An 18,467-nucleotide genomic window follows, 5' to 3' on the forward strand; every position below is an offset into this window, starting at 1 on the left:
GCCGCTGGCCCTGCAGTCCTTCCTCGATACGCAGGGCACCTCGAACTGGGGCGCCATGTTCGCGATGTCCATCCTGTCCCTCGTCCCGCTGTTCCTGGTGTTCCTGTTCGGCCAGAGATTCCTGGTCAAGGGATTCGCCACCACCGGCATCAAGTAACGCGACCGCGGCGGCCGGCGGGGCCACGGTCCCGCCGGCCCTCGCGGCACGTGTCCACCCGCTCGCTGCTCCCCCTCCCGCTTCCCGCACCTGACCCCACGTACGATCCGACCCAGGAGAGACATGCCCACCCGCTATGCACTGATCGGCACCGGCCACCGCGCCCAGATGTATCTCGACGCGATCGCCGGAGACCACGCCGCCGACGCCGAGCTGGTGGCGCTGCTCGACTCCAATCCGGGCCGCCGCCAGTTCCACCGCGACCGGTACGAGGTATTCGCCGACGTCACCCTCGCGGGACCGGACGAGCTCGAGCAGGTCATCGGCAACGGGGTCGACCGAGTCATCGTCACCACCCCGGACCGCTACCACGCCGACTACGTAGTGCGTGCGCTGGAGGCCGGGGCCGACGTCATCGTCGAGAAGCCCCTGACGATCGATGCGCCCAGCGCCCGCCGCATCGAGGACGCCATCTCCCGCACCGGCCACAAGGTGCTGGTGACCTTCAACTACCGCTACAGCCCCCGCAACACCGCACTGAAGGAGATCATCGCCTCCGGGGAGATCGGTGACGTGGTCTCGGTGAACTTCGAGTGGGTGCTGGACACCTCCCACGGCGCCGACTACTTCCGCCGCTGGCATCGCGACAAGGTCAACAGCGGCGGGCTGTTCGTGCACAAGGCCTCCCACCACTTCGACCTGGTCAACTGGTGGACCGCGGCAGTGCCCCAGCGGGTCTACGCCCGCGGCGGGCTGCGCTTCTACGGGCAGGACAACGCCGCCCGCCAGGGCCGTGACCCACTGCCGGAGCGCGGCACCCACGACGGCGACCACGACCCCTTCGAACTGGACCTGCGCGAGGACGAGCGACTCAGGAGCCTCTACCTCGAGACGGAGCAGCACGACGGGTACCACCGTGACCAGTCCGTGTTCGGCCCCGGCATCACCACCGAGGACAACCTCACCGCCATCGTCGACTACAGCGGAGACGTCGTGCTGACCTACGCGCTGAACGCGCACTGCCCGTGGGAGGGCTACCGGGTCGCTGTCAACGGCACCGCCGGCCGCGTCGAGCTCGAGGTGGTCGAGCGCGCGGAGGTCGTCGCCAAGGGAGACGAGACCGTGGTCGATCCCAGCGCGAGCGCGGTCACGGCGGCCGACGACGGGGCGCGGACCCGCGGTGACCGGCTCGTGGTCCAGAAGCACTTCGAACCCGCCCGCGAGATCGAGATCCCCACCGGCGAGGGCAGCCACGGCGGCGGCGACGCCGTCATGCTGCGCGACATCTTCCAGGGCGTCTCCGACGACCCGCTGGGACGGGCCTCCGATCACCGGGACGGCCTGCGCGCCATCGCCGTCGGCGTCTGCGGCAACGCCTCGCTGGAGACGGGGCAGGCCGTCGACGTCGCCGAGCACATGGGCGTGGACCTCACCCGTCCCGCGCCAGCCGGGCCCCTCGCCGCCGCGGCAGCCGGGGCGGTCCGATGACGGGGCCGGAGATGGCGGGCGCTTCCGGCCCGGGGACGACGGCCATCGCCGGCGCGGGGCCGGCCGCCGCCCCTGGCGCGGCCACGTCCCCCGGGCCGGCGGTGGCCTCGGGGCCGGCCTCGGCCTCCGGCAGTCGGCCGGCCGGTCCCGTCCGCGTCGCCCTGATCGGCACCCACGGCTTCGGCCGGATCCACCTGAAGAACCTCGCCCGCCTCGGATCCGCCGGGATCTCCCGACTGGTCGGAGTCGTCGACGTGGCCGAGCCGCCGGAGGAGGTGGCCGGGATCCACCATCGCTCGCTGCCCGACCTGCTGGCGGCTGTGCCCGCCGCGGACCGTCCCGAGATCGTCGCGATTGCCACCCCGATCGGCACGCATCTGCCGCTGGCGAGGCAGGCTCTGGACGCCGGCATCGACGTCTACCTCGAGAAGCCGCCCGTGCCCGCCCTCGAGGACCACTGGGAGCTGCTGGCCGCGGCCGAGGCCGCCGGGCGCTCCGTCCAGGTGGGGTTCCAGGCCCGCGGCGGCGCGGGCGTGGACGTGCTGCGCGACGAGGTCGCCACCGGTGCGCTCGGCCCGGTCGACACGGTGCGGGTCCATGGGGCGTGGCGCCGGGACCGCGCCTACTACCGTCGCTCTGCCTGGGCCGGGAAACGGCAGCTGGACGGGCGGAGGGTGGCGGACGGGGTCGCCACCAACCCCCTCGCCCACGCCGTCCACGCCGGCCTCGTCATCGCCGGCATCGACGAGGCCCGCGACATCGCCTCGGTGACCACCGAGCTGCGCCGCGCCCACGACATCGAGGCCGACGACACGACCTTCCTGCGGATCGACCCGGCCGGGGACGGCCCCGCCGTCGTCTGTGCCCTGACCACCACCGCACCGGAGCAGAGAACCGCCTGGGTCGAAGCCGTCGGCCCCCGGGGGAGCCATCGGCTCTACTACACCGACGACGTCTCTGTGCGCACCGGGCCCGACGGCGGCACACAGCAGCTCCGGCACGAGCGCACGGATCTCATGGAGAACCTCGCCGCTCACGTTCGGGACCGCAGCGTCCCCCTGATCTCCCCGCTCGAGACCACCGGCGCCTTCAGCACCGTGCTCGAAGCGATCCAGAGCGCGCCCGACCCGCTGCCCATCGACGGCGACGCCGTGGACATCCAGGGCGAGGGCGAGGCCGCTGTCCCGGTCGTGCGCGACATCGAGCAGACTCTGCTCGCCGCCCTCGACGCCGGGCAGGCCTTCAGCGAGCTCGGCGTCCCCTGGGCCCGGCCCGACGCGGTCCGCACCTGGACGCCTCCCGCCCCCGGGATCCGTCGAGGCTGACCCCGGTCGCGGCGCGGCCCGCAGGGACGCGCCCGGCACCCCGGACGAGGAGCGATATGACCGGCACGACCATCACCCCGGCGACGAACGACCGAGCCACGATCGATCAGGCCACGATCGATCAGGCCACGAGCGGAGCGACCACGAGCACCCGGACGGGGAGCGGCCCCGCGACGGTCACCCGGTCGCTGAGCGGCCCGGCGACGGTCACCCAGGCCCGTGAGAGCTTCGAGCGGCCCGACCCCGCCGCGCGACCCATGATGCGCTGGTGGTGGTTCGGGCCCGACGTCGAGGACGCCGAGCTCGACCGCGAGCTCCGCGCCATGGCCGAGGCCGGTCTCGGCGGCGCCGAGGTCGCCTTCGTCTACCCCCTGCGCGCTGGCTCCGACGAGTTCCTCTCCACCACCATGCTCACCCATCTGCGCCATGCCGCCGAGACCGCCCGCGAGCTCGGGCTGCGGCTGGACGTGACCCTCTCCAGCGGCTGGTCCTACGGCGGCGGGCACATCGGCCCCGAGCACGCCTCCCGCCGCCTGCACTGGGAGCGACGCGAGATCTCCGTCGCCCCGCTCGAGGTGCCCGTGACCACCCCCTGGCCCGGCGACCAGCTCGTCGCCGCCTTCGTCGGCCACGGCATCCCGGCCACGGACTGGCAGCCGCTGACCCTGGACGGCGAGTCCCTCCGCATCCCGGCCGGCAACGGCCCGCGCACCGTGCTGCTGGCCTGGTCGCGGGTGACCGGTCAGCACGTCAAGCGCTCCTCCGCCGGCGCCAAGGGCCCGGTCCTCGATCACCTCTCGGCCGAGGCGACCCGGCACCATCTGGACGTGGTCGGCGAGGCGCTGCTCGAGGCCGTCCCCGGCGAGCTGCTCGGGTCCGTGTTCTGCGACAGCCTCGAGGTGTACGGCGCGAACTGGACCCCGCGTTTCCCCGAGGAGTTCGCCAGGCGCCGCGGCTACGACCCGCTGCCCGTGCTGCACCGCCTGGTCGTCGATGAGCCGGGCTCGGCCGAGCTGCGCATCGACGTCGGCCGCACCCTGACCGAGCTGGTCGAGGAGAACTTCGTGGCCACCTGCCGGGACTGGGCGCGCGAGCACGACGTCCCGCTGCGGATCCAGGCCTACGGCGAGCCTCCGGTCACGGTCAGCTCGAACCGTTTCACCGACCACATCGAGGGCGAGGGCTGGGGCTGGGACGGGCTGCCGCAGTCGAAGTGGGCGACCTCCGCCGGGCACCTGTACGGCCGGGAGGTGATCTCCAGCGAGACCTGGACCTGGGTGCACTCCCCGTCGTTCCGGGCCACCCCGCTGGATCTCAAGGGCGAGGCGCACGAGCACCTGCTGCTGGGCATCACCCACTTCGTCGGGCACGGCTGGCCGTACTCGCCGCCAGAGATCCCCGGGGTGGGCTGGTACTTCTACGCCGCCGGCGCGCTGGATGACCGCAATCCGTGGTGGCCGGCCATGCCCGAGCTGACCGCATACCTGACCCGGCTGTGCAGCGTGCTGCGCCAGGGGGAACCGGTCGCCGACGTGAAGCTCTACCTGCCCTCCGCCGATGTCTACTCCGGCCACGGCGAGGGCTTCGATCTGTGGAAGGCCTGCCGCGACCACATCGGCCCGGAGATCCCGGCGACGATCCGACGCGCCGGCTACGACCTCGATCTGATCGACGACGACGCCCTGGACGTGCTGGCTACCGACGCGGCGCCCGTGGTGGTGCTGCCGCGTGTGACGACCCTGCCGGTGCGCACCCGGGCCTGGCTCGACACCGTCCGCGAGGCCGGCGGCATGGTCATCGCGGTCGAGTCCCCGGCCTACCCCGAGGCCATGGCGACCAGCGCCGAGAGCTTCCCCGACGCCTTGCGCGCCGCCCTGGCTCCCGACGTCGCGCTGGAGGGGGACGGCGGGGAGGTCGGCGTCGTCCACCGGCGGCTGGCCGACGGCGACCTGTACTTCGTGGCCAACACCGGGCCCGAAGTGCGCACCGTGTACCTCACGCCGCGCACCCGGCGGACCTGCTACGAGGTGTGGGACCCGCGCGGCGCACCGGTGACGGCGGCCGAGCGCAGCGGTGAGGCCGTGGTGGTGACTCTGCATCCGTACGAGGCCACCGTTCTCGTCGCCACCGGAGAGCTCCGCGGACCTGGCGACGCGCCCGGGGAAGGCCCCGCGGGCACCGCGGATACCGCGGGCAGCACGGAGTCCCTGCGGCTCGAGGGGCCGTGGCACTTCGCCCTCGGTGCTCCCACCGTCAGCGGCGGCCCGGAGTCACTCTCCGAGGCGGGGACGCTCAGAGAGGTGTCCCTACCGCACCGCTGGGACGAGGAGAATCCGCGGTTCGCGGGCTCCGGTACCTATCGGGCCACGCTCGAAATCGACCCCTCATGGCTCGAGCCGGACAGCCGCCTGGTGCTCGACCTCGGCCCGAGTCGGGTCATCGAGAACACCAGCCGCGAGGTGAAGAGCTACCGCGCGCTCGTCGCGCCGCCGGTGCGGGAGGTCGCCGTGGTCTCCGTCAACGGTGTCGAGGCCGGGGTGCTCTGGGACGCCCCGCACCGGATCGACGTCACCGAGCTTCTGCGCGCCGGCGCGAACACCCTGGAGCTGGCCGTGTACAACACCGCCGCCGGAGCCGTCGCCGCGGACGAGCACGCCGCGCTGATCGTCGACGAGAGCCACCGGGCCTACGGTGCCCGCTTCCAGCAGCAGGACCTCGACCTGGCGATGGACCAGGTCTCCTCGGGACTGCAGGCCGTCCCGGTACTGCTGCGGGTGCGCCGGACCCCGTCGGGCTGAGCCCGGGGCGCCTGCTCGCCGGGGCAGCCCAGGCCGGGATCGCTGGACGACCCGGCCGGGCACACGATCCCGTCGACTACTGGCGGCTCAGCGGGTGCCGNCGGCGAGTGCGAGCCGTGGGACCCGGCGACGACGAGGCCGAGTGCGCGAGCCGTGGGACCCGGCGACGACGAGGTGACTGTGGGGCCGGGTGAGGCGTTGAGCGGACCGGGGCGTGAGGTGGGAGGTTCCGGCAACGGGTGCTGAGTGCGCCGGGCGGTGAGGCCCGTGACCAGCCACCTGGGCGTGCCGGGCCGAGGAGCGTGCCCGAGGGTCACGAATGCGCAACGACGCCCCTTCGGTAGCGACCGCCTCGGCGCTGCGCGTGATCATCGTCGTGACGGGCCTTGATGGGTGAGCGTGACCGCTCGAGGGATCAAATGAGCAAAAGTGCTCAAACTGTTACGCAATGTATGACGTTCACACGGTGGCTTCGTGGCTAGTGTTCGCTACGAGCACTGTCGCTTGCCCGAGGAGGAGCATGAGCACCGACGTATCGACATCGGTAGCCCCACCGCAGGATGCCGCGCCCCGACCGTCTCTCGGGCACCGCATCTACCACTCATTCATCCTGCGCCGCCTGCTGCGGTCGCTGTTCGTGATCTGGGTGGTGGCCTCCGGGGTGTTCCTGATGGTCCGCCTGCTGCCGGGCAACCCGGTGGACGTCTACATCAATCAGCAGATCGCGCTGTACGGGAAGTCGTACGACCAGGCTGCCTCCGAGGCCGCCACCTTCTTCCGGTTCGATCCGTCCACGCCGCTGTGGCGCCAGTACATCGACTACATGGCGGGCGTGCTCCGCGGCGACCTCGGCACGTCGATCGCGACCCCCGGCGTCACGGTCACCGAGAAGATCGCGACCTACCTCCCGTGGACCCTGTACAGCGTGGGAATGGCCCTGCTCATCTCGATCACCATCGGGCTCCTGCTCGGCATGATCATGGCCTACCGCCGCGGGGGCGTCATCGACCACGCCGTCTCCGTCATCGGCAGCGGCCTGCACGCCATCCCCAACTACCTGCTGGCGATCCTCATCGTGGTGGTTGGCGCCGTCCAGCTCGGCGTCATCGACTACACCCGGATGCGCGGGAACGTCTCGCCCGGCGTCGACCCCGAGTTCTCGCTGCGGTTCCTCTCGGACATCGGATACCACGCCACGCTCCCGATGATCACCTACATCCTCACCACGGTGGGCACCTGGGCGCTGATCATGAAGTCCTCGACCACCCAGGTCCTGGGCGAGGACTACGTGACCGTCGCCAAGGCGCGCGGTCTGCGGGAGTCCCGCATCCAAGGCAACTACGTCGGCCGCAACGCCCTGCTGCCGCTGATCGCCCAGATCGCCACCCAGGCCGGCTTCGTCGTCGGCGGCGCCATCTTCGTGGAGCAGACGTTCTCCTACGAGGGCGTCGGCCTGCTGCTGTTCGAGTCGATCAACACCCGCGACTACCCGACCATCCAAGGAGTTCTGCTGGTGGTGACCATCACCGTCGTGCTCGCGAACCTGGCGGCCGACCTGATCAACGCCGCCCTCGACCCGCGGATCCGACTGGGCGAAGGAGGTGCGGCATGAGCGCCGAGGCACCGCCGACGGCTCCCGGGCCCGCCGTCCCGGCCCCCACCGAGGGCACGACCGCGGCGAAGGGCACCAATCCGCTGCGCCGTCTGTTCAGCGAACTCACCCGCAGCACCTCCGGCTTCGTCGGACTGTGCCTGGTGCTGCTGATCCTCGCGATCTCCCTGATCGGTCCTCTCGTCATGGGCACCTCCGTGCCGGGCGACGCGGCCCGCGCCTGGGAAGGCCCCAGCGCCCAGCACTGGCTGGGCCTGGAGGGCAACGGCAAGGACACCGTCCACCTCGTGATCATCGGCGGACGCACCGTGCTGATGGTCGGCTTCCTGGCCGCCGCCATCACCACCGTGATCGCCGTGGCCATCGGCTCCCTGGCCGGCTACTTCGGTGGCCGCTTCGACGCCGCCATGCTGCAGCTGACCGACATCGTCATGACGATTCCCCAGATCGTGCTGCTCGCGGTGGTCGGAGCGTTCTACAAGCTCGACTCGCCCCTCCTGCTGGGAGTCATCATCGGCGTGCTGACCTGGCCGGTGCTGATGCGGTCGATCCGCGCCCAGGTGCTCTCCCTCAAGGAGCGCGAGTTCGTCGAGGCCGCGCAGCTGCTGGACGTGGGATGGCTGCGCATCGTGTTCGGCGAGATCGTGCCCAACATGGCCAGCTACATCCTCATCAACTTCATCATCGCCGTGACCAACGCGATCTACGCGATGGTCGGCCTGTACCTGCTGGGCCTGGCCCCGCAGCGCGGGACCAACTGGGGAATCATGATCAACGACGCGTGGACCAAGGGCGCGATGTTCAACCCCGATGCGATGCCGTACATCGTCGCGCCGGTGACGATGATCGTCCTCCTCCAGCTCGGGCTGATCCTGCTGACCCGCACCTTGGAAGAGATCCTGAACCCACGACTGAGGGACCGCTGATGACTGCCTCCACGACGTCCGAGACCAGCCGGCCCGCCTCCACCGAGGACGCTCCCGTGCTGTCCGCGCGCGATCTCCAGGTCGCCTACCGCACCGGCAAGGACACCGCCGTGCGCGCCCTGCGCGGGGTGAGCTTCGACCTCTACCCGGAATCCTCGCTGGCGCTGGTCGGCGAATCCGGCTGCGGCAAGACCACCCTGGGGCTGGCTCTGCTGCGCCTGCTGCCCACCCTCGGCGAGATCACCGGCGGCACCGTGACCTACACCGGGGATGACGGCGTCCGGCAGGACGTCACCGCCATGTCGACCTCCCAGCTGCGCCGCTGGCGGTGGTCGGAGGCGGCCATGGTGTTCCAGGGCGCGCAGAACGCCTTCAACCCTGTGCTGACCATCGGACAGCAGATGGCCGACACCCTCATCGACCATGCCCACGGTCGCATCTCGCGGCGCGAGATCATCGAACGCTCCAGCGAGGCACTGCGCTCGGTGCGGCTGGAGCCGAAACGGGTCCTCGGCAGCTATCCGCACGAGATGTCGGGCGGGATGAAGCAGCGTGCGCTGATCGCGACCGGTCTGCTGCTGCGCCCGCGGCTGCTGGTGCTGGACGAACCGACCACGGCACTGGACATCCTCACCCAGCGCACCGTGATCGACCTGCTCGCGGAGCTGCGCGAGGAGTTCAAGTTCGCGATGATCTTCATCTCCCACGATCTCGCACTCGCCGCGGAGCTCGCGGATCGGGTGATCACGATGTACGCCGGCAAGGTCATCGAGACCGGCTCCACCCGGGACATCTTCTCGGCGCCCAAGCACCCGTACACCTCGAAGCTCATCAACGCAGTCCCGCCCGTCGTCGGCGACCTGCCGGAGCTGGCCTCCATCCCCGGCGCTCCGCCGTCCCTGGCCACACTGCCACCCGGCTGCGCCTTCGCGCCCCGGTGCGAACTGGCCACCGACGAGTGCCTGCCGGTCGAGCCCGAGCTGATCACCCTGACCCAGCGCCCCCGCGACATGACCCACGCGGCGGCCTGCATCCACCACGACCAGGTCAACCACGAACGGAAGGTGATCGCCCGTGCTTGAGGCCGCCCACGACCCGGCGACGAGCCACGATGCGCCGTCGCCCTCCACACCGCTGATCGAGTTGGACCACGCCTCCCAGGTCTTCCACGTCAAAGGCAAGGATCTGCCCGCCGTCTCGGACGTCTCCCTCAGCGTCGGTTCCGGCGAGGTGCTGTGCCTGGTGGGCGAATCCGGCAGCGGCAAGACGACCACTGCCCGCCTGGCCGCGGGCCTCGCCTCTCCGACCTCCGGCTCGGTGCGCTTCGAGGGCAAGGACCTGGCCGAGATGACCCGCGCCGAACGCCGTGAGTACCGGCGTGCGGTCCAGTACATCCACCAGGATCCCTACGCCTCGCTGAACCCGATCCGTTCCATCCGCAGCACCCTTGCGGTCCCGCTGCGGCGCCACGGCCTGGCCCGCAGCGCCGCCGAGGTCGACCAGCAGGTGGACGAGCTGCTCACGCGGGTCGACCTCACCCCACCGGAGAGCTACCGCGCGAAGTTCCCCCACCAGATGTCCGGCGGGCAGCGCCAGCGCGTCTCCGTCGCTCGCGGACTCACCCTCTCGCCGCGACTGCTGATCGCCGACGAGTCCACCTCGATGCTCGACGTCTCCATCCGGGTGAGCCTGCTGAACATGCTCACCCGCCTGCGGAAGGAGGAGGGCGTCGGCTTCATCTACATCACCCACGACCTGGCCCTGGCGAAGTACTTCGCCTGGGAGGGGCGCACCGCGGTGATGTACCTCGGCAAGATCGTCGAGGCCGGCCCGACCCCGCAGGTGATCAACAATCCTCAGCATCCCTACACCCGGGCGCTGCTCGAGGCCGTCCCCGAGCCGGACCCGGAGCTGAGCAAGCAGAAGAAGGCCGGGGGAGGGCTGCTCAGCGCCGACCTCCCGAGCCTGTCCGACCTGCCCAGCGGGTGCACCTTCCACCCTCGCTGCCCGCTGGCCGAGGACCGCTGCCGGGAGATCCGCCCGGTGCTGCTGCCCTCGCCGCAGGCCCCTGCGCAGGACGTCGCCTGCACCGTGCTCACCGACCCGGCCGGGGCAGCTGATCCGGCTAGTCCGACGCCGGGGCCCCGCGCCCCGGCACCCACCGGCGGGGGAGGTGCCTCGCCATGATCGACACCGCGGCCCGAGCCCTGCTGTCCCTGGGCTGCTTCGTGGCCGTCGGCTCGGCCCTCATGATCCCCGGTACCAGCGCCGGGACCGCCGAACGGATCGTCAGCATCATCGCGCTCCTGCTCGGCATCGGCATCGTCATCGCCTCGGTGGCGGCGCAGCGCATCAGCACCCGACGACGACATCGCGAGGACGCGATGTCCGACCCCACCGACGACTCCGTCGTCACACACAAGGAGGAGACATGAGCACTACCTGGAGCAGGCGTGATGTCCTGAAGGCGGTCGGCCTGACCTCGGTCGCCGGAGCCGGGGTCGCCGCGTGCGCGCCGGCCGAGCCCGAGGGCGGTGGTGAGGGCGGCAGCGGCGGCGGGGCGTTCCACGGCGCGTGGCCGTACAAGCAGCCTCCCGAGGGGCACTTCAACTTCGCCGGCATCCCGTACGCGGCCGTGCCCACCTCCATCCTCGGGGACGGGCTCTACCGGGACCTGCTGGTCCCGCCGCCCGCACTGTGGCTGTGGGACGAAGAGAAGTGGGAATACCTGATCGCGGACTCCCACACCCTCGACACCGATGCCGGAACCCTGACCGTGACGCTCAAGGACGGACTGACCTGGAGCGACGGCGAGCCGTTGACCTCCCAGGACTACCTCACCACGTTCTACGTCCAGTTCATCCAGCGCTCCCCGGCCTGGGACTTCATCAAGGGCATGGAAGCGCCGGACGACACCACGTTCGTGGTCAACTTCGAGAACCCGCCGGCGGTGCTCGAGCGCTACATCCTCAAGAGCAACATCCTCTCGACCGCGCAGTACGGCGAGTGGGCCGATCGCGCCAAGGCGATCGTCGATGCCGGCGGCACGATGGACGAGGGCGACGGCGAGGCCCTGGGCACCGAGTTCCAGAGCTTCAAGCCCGAGAACGTGATCGTCTCGGGCCCGTACGACTTCGACTACGACACCATCACCAACACCCAGCTCACCCTGGTGCGCAACGACTCCGGGTACGGCGCGGACAAGGTCACCTTCGACAACATCGTGATCTACAACGGGGAGACCACCGAGATCACCTCGCTGGTCCAGTCCGGGGACATCGATTACGCCACCCACGGGTTCGCCCCTGCCTCGGAGGAGCCCTTCGAAGCCGCCGGGTACACGATCCTGCGGCCCCCGGTGTATTCCGGCCCGGCCCTGTACCTCAACCAGGATCAGTTCCCGGAGTTCGCCGACGTGCGCACCCGCCGCGCCTTCGCCTATCTCATCGACCGGGAGGTCAACGGTCAGGTCGCCCTGGCCGATTCCGGCAAGGCCGTGGTCAACATGGTCGGTTTCTCCGACAACTTCGTGGAGCAGTGGCTGACCGAGGACGTCAAGGGCAAGCTCGATACGTACGAGCAGGACCTGGACAAGGCCACCGCGCTGCTCGAGGAGGCCGGCTGGACCAAGGAGGGCGATGCATGGATGACGCCCGAGGGCAACCCTGCCCAGTACGAGATCCAGTTCCCCCAGACGTACGCGGACTGGTCCGCCTCGGGAACCAACATCGCCGAGCAGCTCACGGAGTTCGGCATCCAGGTGACCGCTCGCGGGTTGGACGACAAGCAGGCGCCCATCGACATCGACAAGGGCGACTTCCAGATGGCCATCCAGGCCTGGGGCTCCTCCACGCACCCCCATCCCTACTTCTCGTACGTGACGGACCTGTTCCTGCACAACATCCCGATCGCCAAGAACCAGGGCGGCAAGGGGTACGCGTTCCCGCTGCAGGACGTCGAGACGTCCGCGGGCACCGTCGACCTGGAGGCCCTGGTGACCACCTCGGGCGAGGGCCTGGACGTGGAGGAGCAGAAGCAGAACGTCTCCACCGTGGCGCTCGCGTTCAACGAGCTGCTGCCGATCATCCCGATCTTCGAGCGGTACGGGAACAACCCGGCCCTGGAGGGCGTGCGCGTCCAGGGCTTCCCGGCGACGGACGATCCGATCCTGGCCAACGCCCCGTATGCGGACAACTTCGTGGTGCTGGAGATGTTCCGCGGCACGATCGAGCCGGTCGCGGAGTGACCGGACGAGGGTGACCGCACGAGGTGATCGCGCGAGGGTGACTGAACGAGCGTGATCGCGCCGTGGATGGTCCGCTCCGGGCGCCCCTGAGCGGTAGGGCGCGCGCAAGATCCGTGACCTGGTTGAAATGTCTCGCTCATTTCCACCAGGTCGCGGATCTCGGCGCATGACGCGGGCGCCGGCGCAGGGCGCGCGGAGGTCGGCGCGCGAAGGTCGGTGCGTGACGGGCGGCGCCGACGCAGGGCGCCGAGGAAGGGCGCGTGACGGAGGTCAGTGCTGCGGCTGCATGTTCTCGAGCGTGCTGAGGATGTCGTCGGCGATCTCCGAGGTCGAGCGCTTGCCGAACAGGGATTCCTCGGCGAGATTGGCGTACTCGTCGCCGAAGCCCACACCGGTTGCGGGAGTCACCGCAGGAGGCTTGACCACCTCTTCCTGCATCTTCTGAGCGAAGTCGAGAGAGACCAGCTCGTTCTCGCTCAGCAGGGGCCGCACCGTCTCCTGCAGCTCCGGGAAGGCCGGGATCCCGCGCTCGATCTTCAGGACCTCGGCCGCCGCGTCATCGGCGAGCAGGAAGCTGGTCAGGTCGGCCGCCTGCGCGGTGTCCCCGGTGGACTTGCCGATGGACCAGTACATCGATGCCTTGTTGACCATGCGGGATTCTCCGCTGGTGCGGGCCGGCATGCGCAGCAGCTGCAGCGGGGAGCCGGAGGACTCCTGGAACGTGAGGATCTGCGAGCTCGGAACCTGCATGAAGGCGCAGCGGTTGGTCGCGAAGCGTCCCTGCTCGAGGCTTGCGGAGTCGTCCTCCATCTGCGCTGAGGCGCCTGGCGCGGCGCTGGTGGTAGCCAGACTGCGGCTGAACTCGAGCAGGTCGACGATCGTGTCCTTGGTGACCAGCTCCTCGTCCTCGCGCGGGAACAGCTGCTGGTTGTCGGACTGGCGGGCCCAGGCGGCGAGGTCGGCGGAGCCGAGCCCGAAGGAGCTGGTGCCGAACACGTCCTCGCCGGTGGACTTCCCCCACTCCGAGATCTGCTGGCACAGCTCGAGGAAGTCGTCCCAGGTCCACGTGGTGTCGTCCGGGGCGTCGATGCCGGCCTGCTCGAGCACGGTCGGGTTCATGCCGGTGGCGAAGAGGTTGAAGCCGTTCGGTGCGCCCACCAGAGTGCCATCGGCCAGGCGGCCCGTCTCCAGGATGGCGTCGTCCATCGCGGAGAGATCCAGGGAGTCCGAGACGGTCTCGAGATCGAGCAACGAACCCTCGGTGCCGTAGGAGTCGATGTAGGCCTCATCCATCTGCACCACGTCGGGCATCGTGCCGCCGGCGGTCTGGGTGGCCAGTTTGTCCCAGTAGCTCGACCACTCGCTGTACTCCGGCGAGACTTCCACCTCCGTGTTCTCGGCGGTGTACATGTCCAGCACCTCGCGGGTGAGGTCGTTGCGAAGGTCGCCACCCCACCAGTAGATCCGCATCCCGTTCGCGGAGGACCCGGCGTTGGGGCCGCAGGCGGCGAGGGCGGGCGCCGCGCCGGCAGCAGCCAGCAGGGCCAGGGTGTGGCGTCGGGTGAGCATGTCGTTCTCCTGCACATCGATGGGTCGGAGTGACCCGGCAGGAGACGACGTGAGCAGCTTCGCCCACGGGCCCCGCGGGGCCTGTCCTGCCGAGAACGCATGATGCTTCCTGATCGCCCCACGCGGATCAAACGCTTTCCGAGTGTTGCTGCGACGCGCGCGCGTCACGCCAGGGTGCGGGGCTCCCCGGTGCCGGTGATCTGCCGGGCGGTGCCGTCGGGCAGCTCGACCTGCGCGTCGATGCCGGCGGGCACGGTCGCCGTGCAGGTGAAGCCGCCCTCCGCCGTGGACCATTCGACCTCGATCCGGCCGACGGCGGAGTCGTAGGCGCCCTTCGCCCAGTCGATGCCGGGCCCCGGTGTGGGCTTCAGCAGGATCGTGCGGTATCCGGGCTCGGCCGGCCGGATACCGAGGACGACCTGATAGATCCAGTCGGCGACCGCGCCCAGGGCATAGTGGTTGAAGCTGGTCATCTCGCCGGGATTGATGGAGCCGTCCGGCAGCATCGAATCCCAGCGCTCCCAGATCGTGGTGGCGCCCATCGAGACCGGATACAGCCAGGAAGGGTTCTCCTCCTCGAGCAGCAGCCGGTACGCGTCCTCGACATGCCCGGTCTCGGAGAGTGCCCAGGTCACGAACGGGGTGCCGGCGAAGCCGGTGGAGACCTTGTAGCCGGCCTCGCGCACCAGCTCGGCGAGCCGCTGACCGGCTGCGGCTCGGGTGGGTTCGTCGAGCAGGTCGAAGACGATGGCCAGCGAATACACGGTCGCGCAGTCGGAGCGGATGCGACCGTCGGCCTCGACGTAGGCGTCGGTGAACGCGGAGAGCGTGCTCTCTGCGAGGTCCTGCCAGCGCCGGGCATCATCGTCCTCGCCGAGCAGCCGTGCGGTCTCCGCCGCGAAACGGGCCGAGCGCACGAGGCAGGCGGTGGCGACCACGCCCTTGTCGGCCTTCGCATCGGCCGGCGCGTCCGGCGGGGCATCGGGATCGAGCCAGTCACCGAACTGGAAGCCGGTGTCCCACAGGCCGCTGGGGGAGAGGGCGCGCTCGACGGACTCGAGATGCAGCACCATGCCGGGGTAGTGCTCGCGCAGCCGGTCGAGATCTCCGTAGGCGTTCCACAGCGCCTGCGGGACCCAGACGGCGGCATCGCCCCAGATGGCCGTGGGAACTTCCCGCGGCTCACCCTCGGCGAAGGGGTCCTTGCCACCCTTGCGGAGCTTGAGGATGTCAGGGACGACGAACGGGACGAAGTTCAGCGGAGGAAGGTCGGTCTCCGCACGCACGTCCAGCAACCAGTTGTGCAGGAAGTCGGAGACATCGAACTGGTAGGCAGCCGTCGCCGCGTAGGCGGCGATGTCACCGGTCCAGCCCAGGCGCTCATCGCGCTGTGGGCAGTCGGTGGGAACGGCCAGGAAGTTTCCGCGCTGGCTCCAGACGGAGTTGTGCACCAGCTGGTTCACGCCGGCGTGCGAGCACTCGAACCACCCGGTGCGGGGTATATCGGAGTGGACCACGACGGCTTCGACGTCCTCCGGGCGCAAGTCGCCGGGCCAGCCGGTGATCTCCGCGTAGCGGAATCCGTGGAATGTGAAGGTCGGCTCGAACGACTCCCCGTCCGGGTCACCGGAGAGGATGACGCGATCGGTCGCAGCGGCAGTGCGCAGCGGCCGCACCCCGAGTTCATCATTTTCCAGAACTTCGGCGTGACGCATGGTGATCTCGGTGCCGGAGGGCCCGGTCACGGTGAAGCGGAGCCATCCGACCAGGTTCTGGCCGAAGTCGAGGAGCGTCTTGCCCGAGGGGGACGTCCAGATCTTCTCCGGCGCTCGGGCCTCGTGCCGGACGATCAACGGCGATTGCTGTTCGATCAGGGTGGAACGGTCGAGTTCAGCGATTCGTACCGGGGTCGGTTCGCCTGCGTGAAAACGGCGGTCCTCGTACTGCCCGTCGTAGATCGTGGCGAATTCGATCGTGGAACCTGTCGCCGTCCACGTCTCGTCGGTTCTGATCTCCTGTGTGCTGCCGTCAGTGAAGGTGACGACCAGGGCACCGAGGAACGCGTTCTCGGTGCCATAGTTCGCTGCGGCGTCCCCGAATCCGAAGTCACCGTTCCACCAGCCGCGAGCGAGCAGCGTGGAGACGTGCACATCGGCGGAACCGCCACGGATCAGCTCCGTGACATCGAAGCGCTGCACCTGGAGTCGTGATTCGTAGACGGTCCATCCGGGGTTCAGCACGGAGTTTGTGACAGGGGTGCCGTTAATCGCGACCTCGTAGACACCCTGCGCCGTCGCAAGCAGCTCGGCCATGGCGACCGACGACGCTGCGTTCGTCAGCCGTGCCGTGGTGGCCAGTCGCGGGACGCGCCCGGTGGGCGCTGACGCGGCGATGGGCTGTGACCGGTCGAGGGTCGTCAGCGGTGCGGAGGACAGCGGTGTCATGGTTTCCCCTTCATACGGGTGCGGATACTTCGTCCGGGTGCGGACAGTGTGTACGGGGCACGAGTTCGGGATGCTTCTATCCCCGTGCTGCGGCCGGTCGAGCGGCGACTCTGCGCGTCGTAGCGGCCGAGTGGGGCTGCGGCGAGTCGTCCCATGATGAAACGACTCAATCAACCTAGCACTCCTCGGGTCGGCGTACAAGGCTCAGTTGCTCGCCACAGGTGGGCGCGCCTCGCGTCCCGCCGACAAATGGCGGGAGTGTCACCGCGTACGGGCGAGATGACCAGAGGCGCAGAGCTTTTCGCTGGTCAGCGCATCTCAGGAAAGCTCGACATCTCCACGAGAGACCCCGAGAAACGGGCAAGCGCTTGCTTCGGCGATCGGAACGGAGCCCCCATGGCGCGCGACGTCACGACGTGATCTCGGGCCATTGACACGCGGCGTGGGCCCCTCTATCGTGTCCGACACTTGGAGCGTTTCAATCGCTCACGGGTGCTCCACTGACCACGGTGGAGGTGAGTTACATACAACGAGGTAGGTGTAACCCCCATGGCAATTACACGACGTACTTTTCTCGCAGGGACCGGAGCGGCCACTTCCGTCATCGCGGTGACGGGGTGCGGAAGCGGTGGAGGAGACGGCGGAACAGTGACGTTCCTCGTCGACAACAACCCGAACAACATCGCTGCGGCGGAGTCGCTCGTCGCGGCCTTCAATGATTCGCAGACGGACTACGAGTTCACTGTGGAGACTCGTCCGGGCGGGACGGAGGGTGACAATCTGGTCAAGACCCGGTTGAGCACGCAGGACATGCCGGATGCGTTCTCGTACAACTCCGGCTCGTTGTTCCAGGCGATCCGGCCGACACAGAATCTCCTCGATCTCTCGGACCAGTCCTGGGTAGGGCGACTCGCGGAGAGCTATCCGGCTGCGGTGACCGCCGAGGACAAGGTGTACGGCGCTCCGCACGGCGGGTCGAACTCCGGTGGCATCTGGTACCACAAGCCCACCTACGAGGAGCTGGCCCTCGAGGTGCCGCTCACCTGGGATGACTTCATTGCGAACGCCGAGGCGGCCAAATCGGCGGGAAAGCACGGCGTGATCCAGAGCTATGGGGAGACGTACACGTCGCAGTTCCTGGTGCTGGCGGACTATCATAATGTTGCCGCGGTCAATCCGGACTTCGCTGATCAGTACACCGCCAACGAGGTAGGCTTCGCCGACGATCCGACGGCTTTCAAGGCCTTCGAGCATGTCGAGCAGGTGACCCAAGAGGGCTTGGTGAATGAAGATTATGTCTCCGCCACCCTCGAGCAGGCTCTGGCGTACCTGGCGACAGGCGAAGGAGTGCACTATCCATTCTTCGCGAGCGGCATCTCTGAGATCGAGGCCAATCATCCGGACCACATAGAGGACGTCGGCTTTTTCGCGCTTCCGGGCGATGACGCCGAGAAGAATGGTCTGACCGTGTGGTTGCCGAACGGTCTCTATGTCCCGGCCTTCGCGGAGAATCCGGATGCCGCAAAGGCGTTCATCGAGTTCGCGACCACCGCCGAGGGCCTCGCCGCCATGGCGGAGGGAGCCCAGCCGACGGGTCCGTACATGGTCGACGACGTGCCGTTGCCCGATGACGTGCCGTCGGCGATCGCCGATCTCCAGACGTATTTCGATACAGAGGGGGCGACCACCCCTGCCTTGGAGTTCGTCTCGCCGATCAAGGGCCCGAATCTGGAGAATATCCTTATCGAACTCGGCACCGGCTCCATCGATGCAAAGACCGCGGCCCAGCGATACGACGACGATGTGGAGAAGCAGGCCCAGCAGCTCGGACTCGAAGGGTGGTGAGCACGTGGCTGTCGCAGCACTTCGAAGCCCCACGGACGGTGTCTCGCAGGAGCGTGT

The 18,467-nt window shown here is 69.2% G+C and carries 12 protein-coding genes and 1 pseudogene; 11 read left to right on the top strand and 2 right to left on the bottom strand.

What is annotated here, in order from left to right:
• The 10 genes and pseudogenes from ACFQRJ_RS07850 to ACFQRJ_RS07895 all read left to right on the top strand — a co-directional run.
• Positions 1 to 157, top strand: a pseudogene (locus tag ACFQRJ_RS07850) (carbohydrate ABC transporter permease); the annotation flags it as partial.
• Between the two features lie 123 nt (positions 158 to 280).
• The gene (locus ACFQRJ_RS07855) at positions 281 to 1,645 is read left to right on the top strand and encodes a Gfo/Idh/MocA family protein (RefSeq protein WP_377018434.1); all 1,365 of its coding nucleotides are present in this window, start codon (positions 281 to 283) and stop codon (positions 1,643 to 1,645) included.
• 11 nt (positions 1,646 to 1,656) lie between these two features.
• Positions 1,657 to 2,970, top strand: a complete 1,314-nt coding sequence (locus ACFQRJ_RS07860) for a Gfo/Idh/MocA family protein (protein WP_377018435.1) — start codon at positions 1,657 to 1,659, stop codon at positions 2,968 to 2,970.
• A gap of 56 nt (positions 2,971 to 3,026) precedes the next feature.
• A complete protein-coding gene (locus ACFQRJ_RS07865) occupies positions 3,027 to 5,768 on the top strand; it encodes a glycosyl hydrolase (protein WP_377018436.1) in 2,742 nt (913 codons plus the stop codon).
• A gap of 520 nt (positions 5,769 to 6,288) precedes the next feature.
• Positions 6,289 to 7,380 (top strand): ABC transporter permease, encoded by a 1,092-nt coding sequence (locus ACFQRJ_RS07870; protein ID WP_377018437.1) that lies wholly within the window; start codon positions 6,289 to 6,291, stop codon positions 7,378 to 7,380.
• A complete protein-coding gene (locus tag ACFQRJ_RS07875; protein ID WP_377018438.1) occupies positions 7,377 to 8,306 on the top strand; it encodes an ABC transporter permease in 930 nt (309 codons plus the stop codon). The genes ACFQRJ_RS07870 and ACFQRJ_RS07875 overlap by 4 nt, the downstream gene beginning before the upstream one ends.
• The gene (locus ACFQRJ_RS07880) at positions 8,306 to 9,388 is read left to right on the top strand and encodes an ABC transporter ATP-binding protein (protein WP_377018439.1); all 1,083 of its coding nucleotides are present in this window, start codon (positions 8,306 to 8,308) and stop codon (positions 9,386 to 9,388) included. The genes ACFQRJ_RS07875 and ACFQRJ_RS07880 overlap by 1 nt, the downstream gene beginning before the upstream one ends.
• Positions 9,381 to 10,493, top strand: coding sequence for an ABC transporter ATP-binding protein (locus ACFQRJ_RS07885; RefSeq protein WP_377018440.1), 1,113 nt, complete (start codon positions 9,381 to 9,383; stop codon positions 10,491 to 10,493). Before ACFQRJ_RS07880 ends, ACFQRJ_RS07885 begins: the two co-directional genes overlap by 8 nt.
• On the top strand, positions 10,490 to 10,741 hold the full coding sequence (locus ACFQRJ_RS07890) for a hypothetical protein (protein WP_377018441.1): 252 nt from the start codon (positions 10,490 to 10,492) through the stop codon (positions 10,739 to 10,741). Before ACFQRJ_RS07885 ends, ACFQRJ_RS07890 begins: the two co-directional genes overlap by 4 nt.
• Entirely contained in the window at positions 10,738 to 12,552 is a 1,815-nt protein-coding gene (locus tag ACFQRJ_RS07895) for an ABC transporter substrate-binding protein (protein WP_377018442.1), read from the top strand. Before ACFQRJ_RS07890 ends, ACFQRJ_RS07895 begins: the two co-directional genes overlap by 4 nt.
• 270 nt (positions 12,553 to 12,822) lie before the next feature.
• Here ACFQRJ_RS07895 and ACFQRJ_RS07900 read toward each other — a convergent pair whose 3' ends face one another.
• Complete coding sequence (locus tag ACFQRJ_RS07900; protein WP_377018443.1) at positions 12,823 to 14,121, bottom strand: ABC transporter substrate-binding protein; 1,299 nt, start codon at positions 14,119 to 14,121, stop codon at positions 12,823 to 12,825.
• A 164-nt stretch (positions 14,122 to 14,285) separates the two neighbouring features.
• Positions 14,286 to 16,565, bottom strand: a complete 2,280-nt coding sequence (locus tag ACFQRJ_RS07905; RefSeq protein ID WP_377018444.1) for a family 78 glycoside hydrolase catalytic domain — start codon at positions 16,563 to 16,565, stop codon at positions 14,286 to 14,288.
• Positions 16,566 to 17,213: 648 nt separating this feature from the next.
• Here ACFQRJ_RS07905 and ACFQRJ_RS07910 point away from each other — a divergent pair.
• Positions 17,214 to 18,410, top strand: a complete 1,197-nt coding sequence (locus tag ACFQRJ_RS07910; protein ID WP_377018445.1) for an ABC transporter substrate-binding protein — start codon at positions 17,214 to 17,216, stop codon at positions 18,408 to 18,410.
• Positions 18,411 to 18,467 lie beyond the last annotated feature (57 nt).

Source organism: Brachybacterium sp. GCM10030252 (assembly GCF_042666535.1).
GTDB lineage: Bacteria > Actinomycetota > Actinomycetes > Actinomycetales > Dermabacteraceae > Brachybacterium.

What these genes read in the sequence shown, in the direction of transcription:
- ACFQRJ_RS07875 (WP_377018438.1), top strand. Translation starts at nt 7,377, where the DNA reads ATGAGCGCCGAGGCACCGCCGACGGCTCCCGGGCCCGCCGTCCCGGCC.
- ACFQRJ_RS07860 (WP_377018435.1), top strand. Translation starts at nt 1,657, where the DNA reads ATGGCGGGCGCTTCCGGCCCGGGGACGACGGCCATCGCCGGCGCGGGG.
- ACFQRJ_RS07880 (WP_377018439.1), top strand. Translation starts at nt 8,306, where the DNA reads ATGACTGCCTCCACGACGTCCGAGACCAGCCGGCCCGCCTCCACCGAG.
- ACFQRJ_RS07865 (WP_377018436.1), top strand. Translation starts at nt 3,027, where the DNA reads ATGACCGGCACGACCATCACCCCGGCGACGAACGACCGAGCCACGATC.
- ACFQRJ_RS07900 (WP_377018443.1), bottom strand. Translation starts at nt 14,121, where the DNA reads ATGCTCACCCGACGCCACACCCTGGCCCTGCTGGCTGCTGCCGGCGCG.
- ACFQRJ_RS07855 (WP_377018434.1), top strand. Translation starts at nt 281, where the DNA reads ATGCCCACCCGCTATGCACTGATCGGCACCGGCCACCGCGCCCAGATG.
- ACFQRJ_RS07895 (WP_377018442.1), top strand. Translation starts at nt 10,738, where the DNA reads ATGAGCACTACCTGGAGCAGGCGTGATGTCCTGAAGGCGGTCGGCCTG.
- ACFQRJ_RS07890 (WP_377018441.1), top strand. Translation starts at nt 10,490, where the DNA reads ATGATCGACACCGCGGCCCGAGCCCTGCTGTCCCTGGGCTGCTTCGTG.
- ACFQRJ_RS07870 (WP_377018437.1), top strand. Translation starts at nt 6,289, where the DNA reads ATGAGCACCGACGTATCGACATCGGTAGCCCCACCGCAGGATGCCGCG.
- ACFQRJ_RS07905 (WP_377018444.1), bottom strand. Translation starts at nt 16,565, where the DNA reads ATGACACCGCTGTCCTCCGCACCGCTGACGACCCTCGACCGGTCACAG.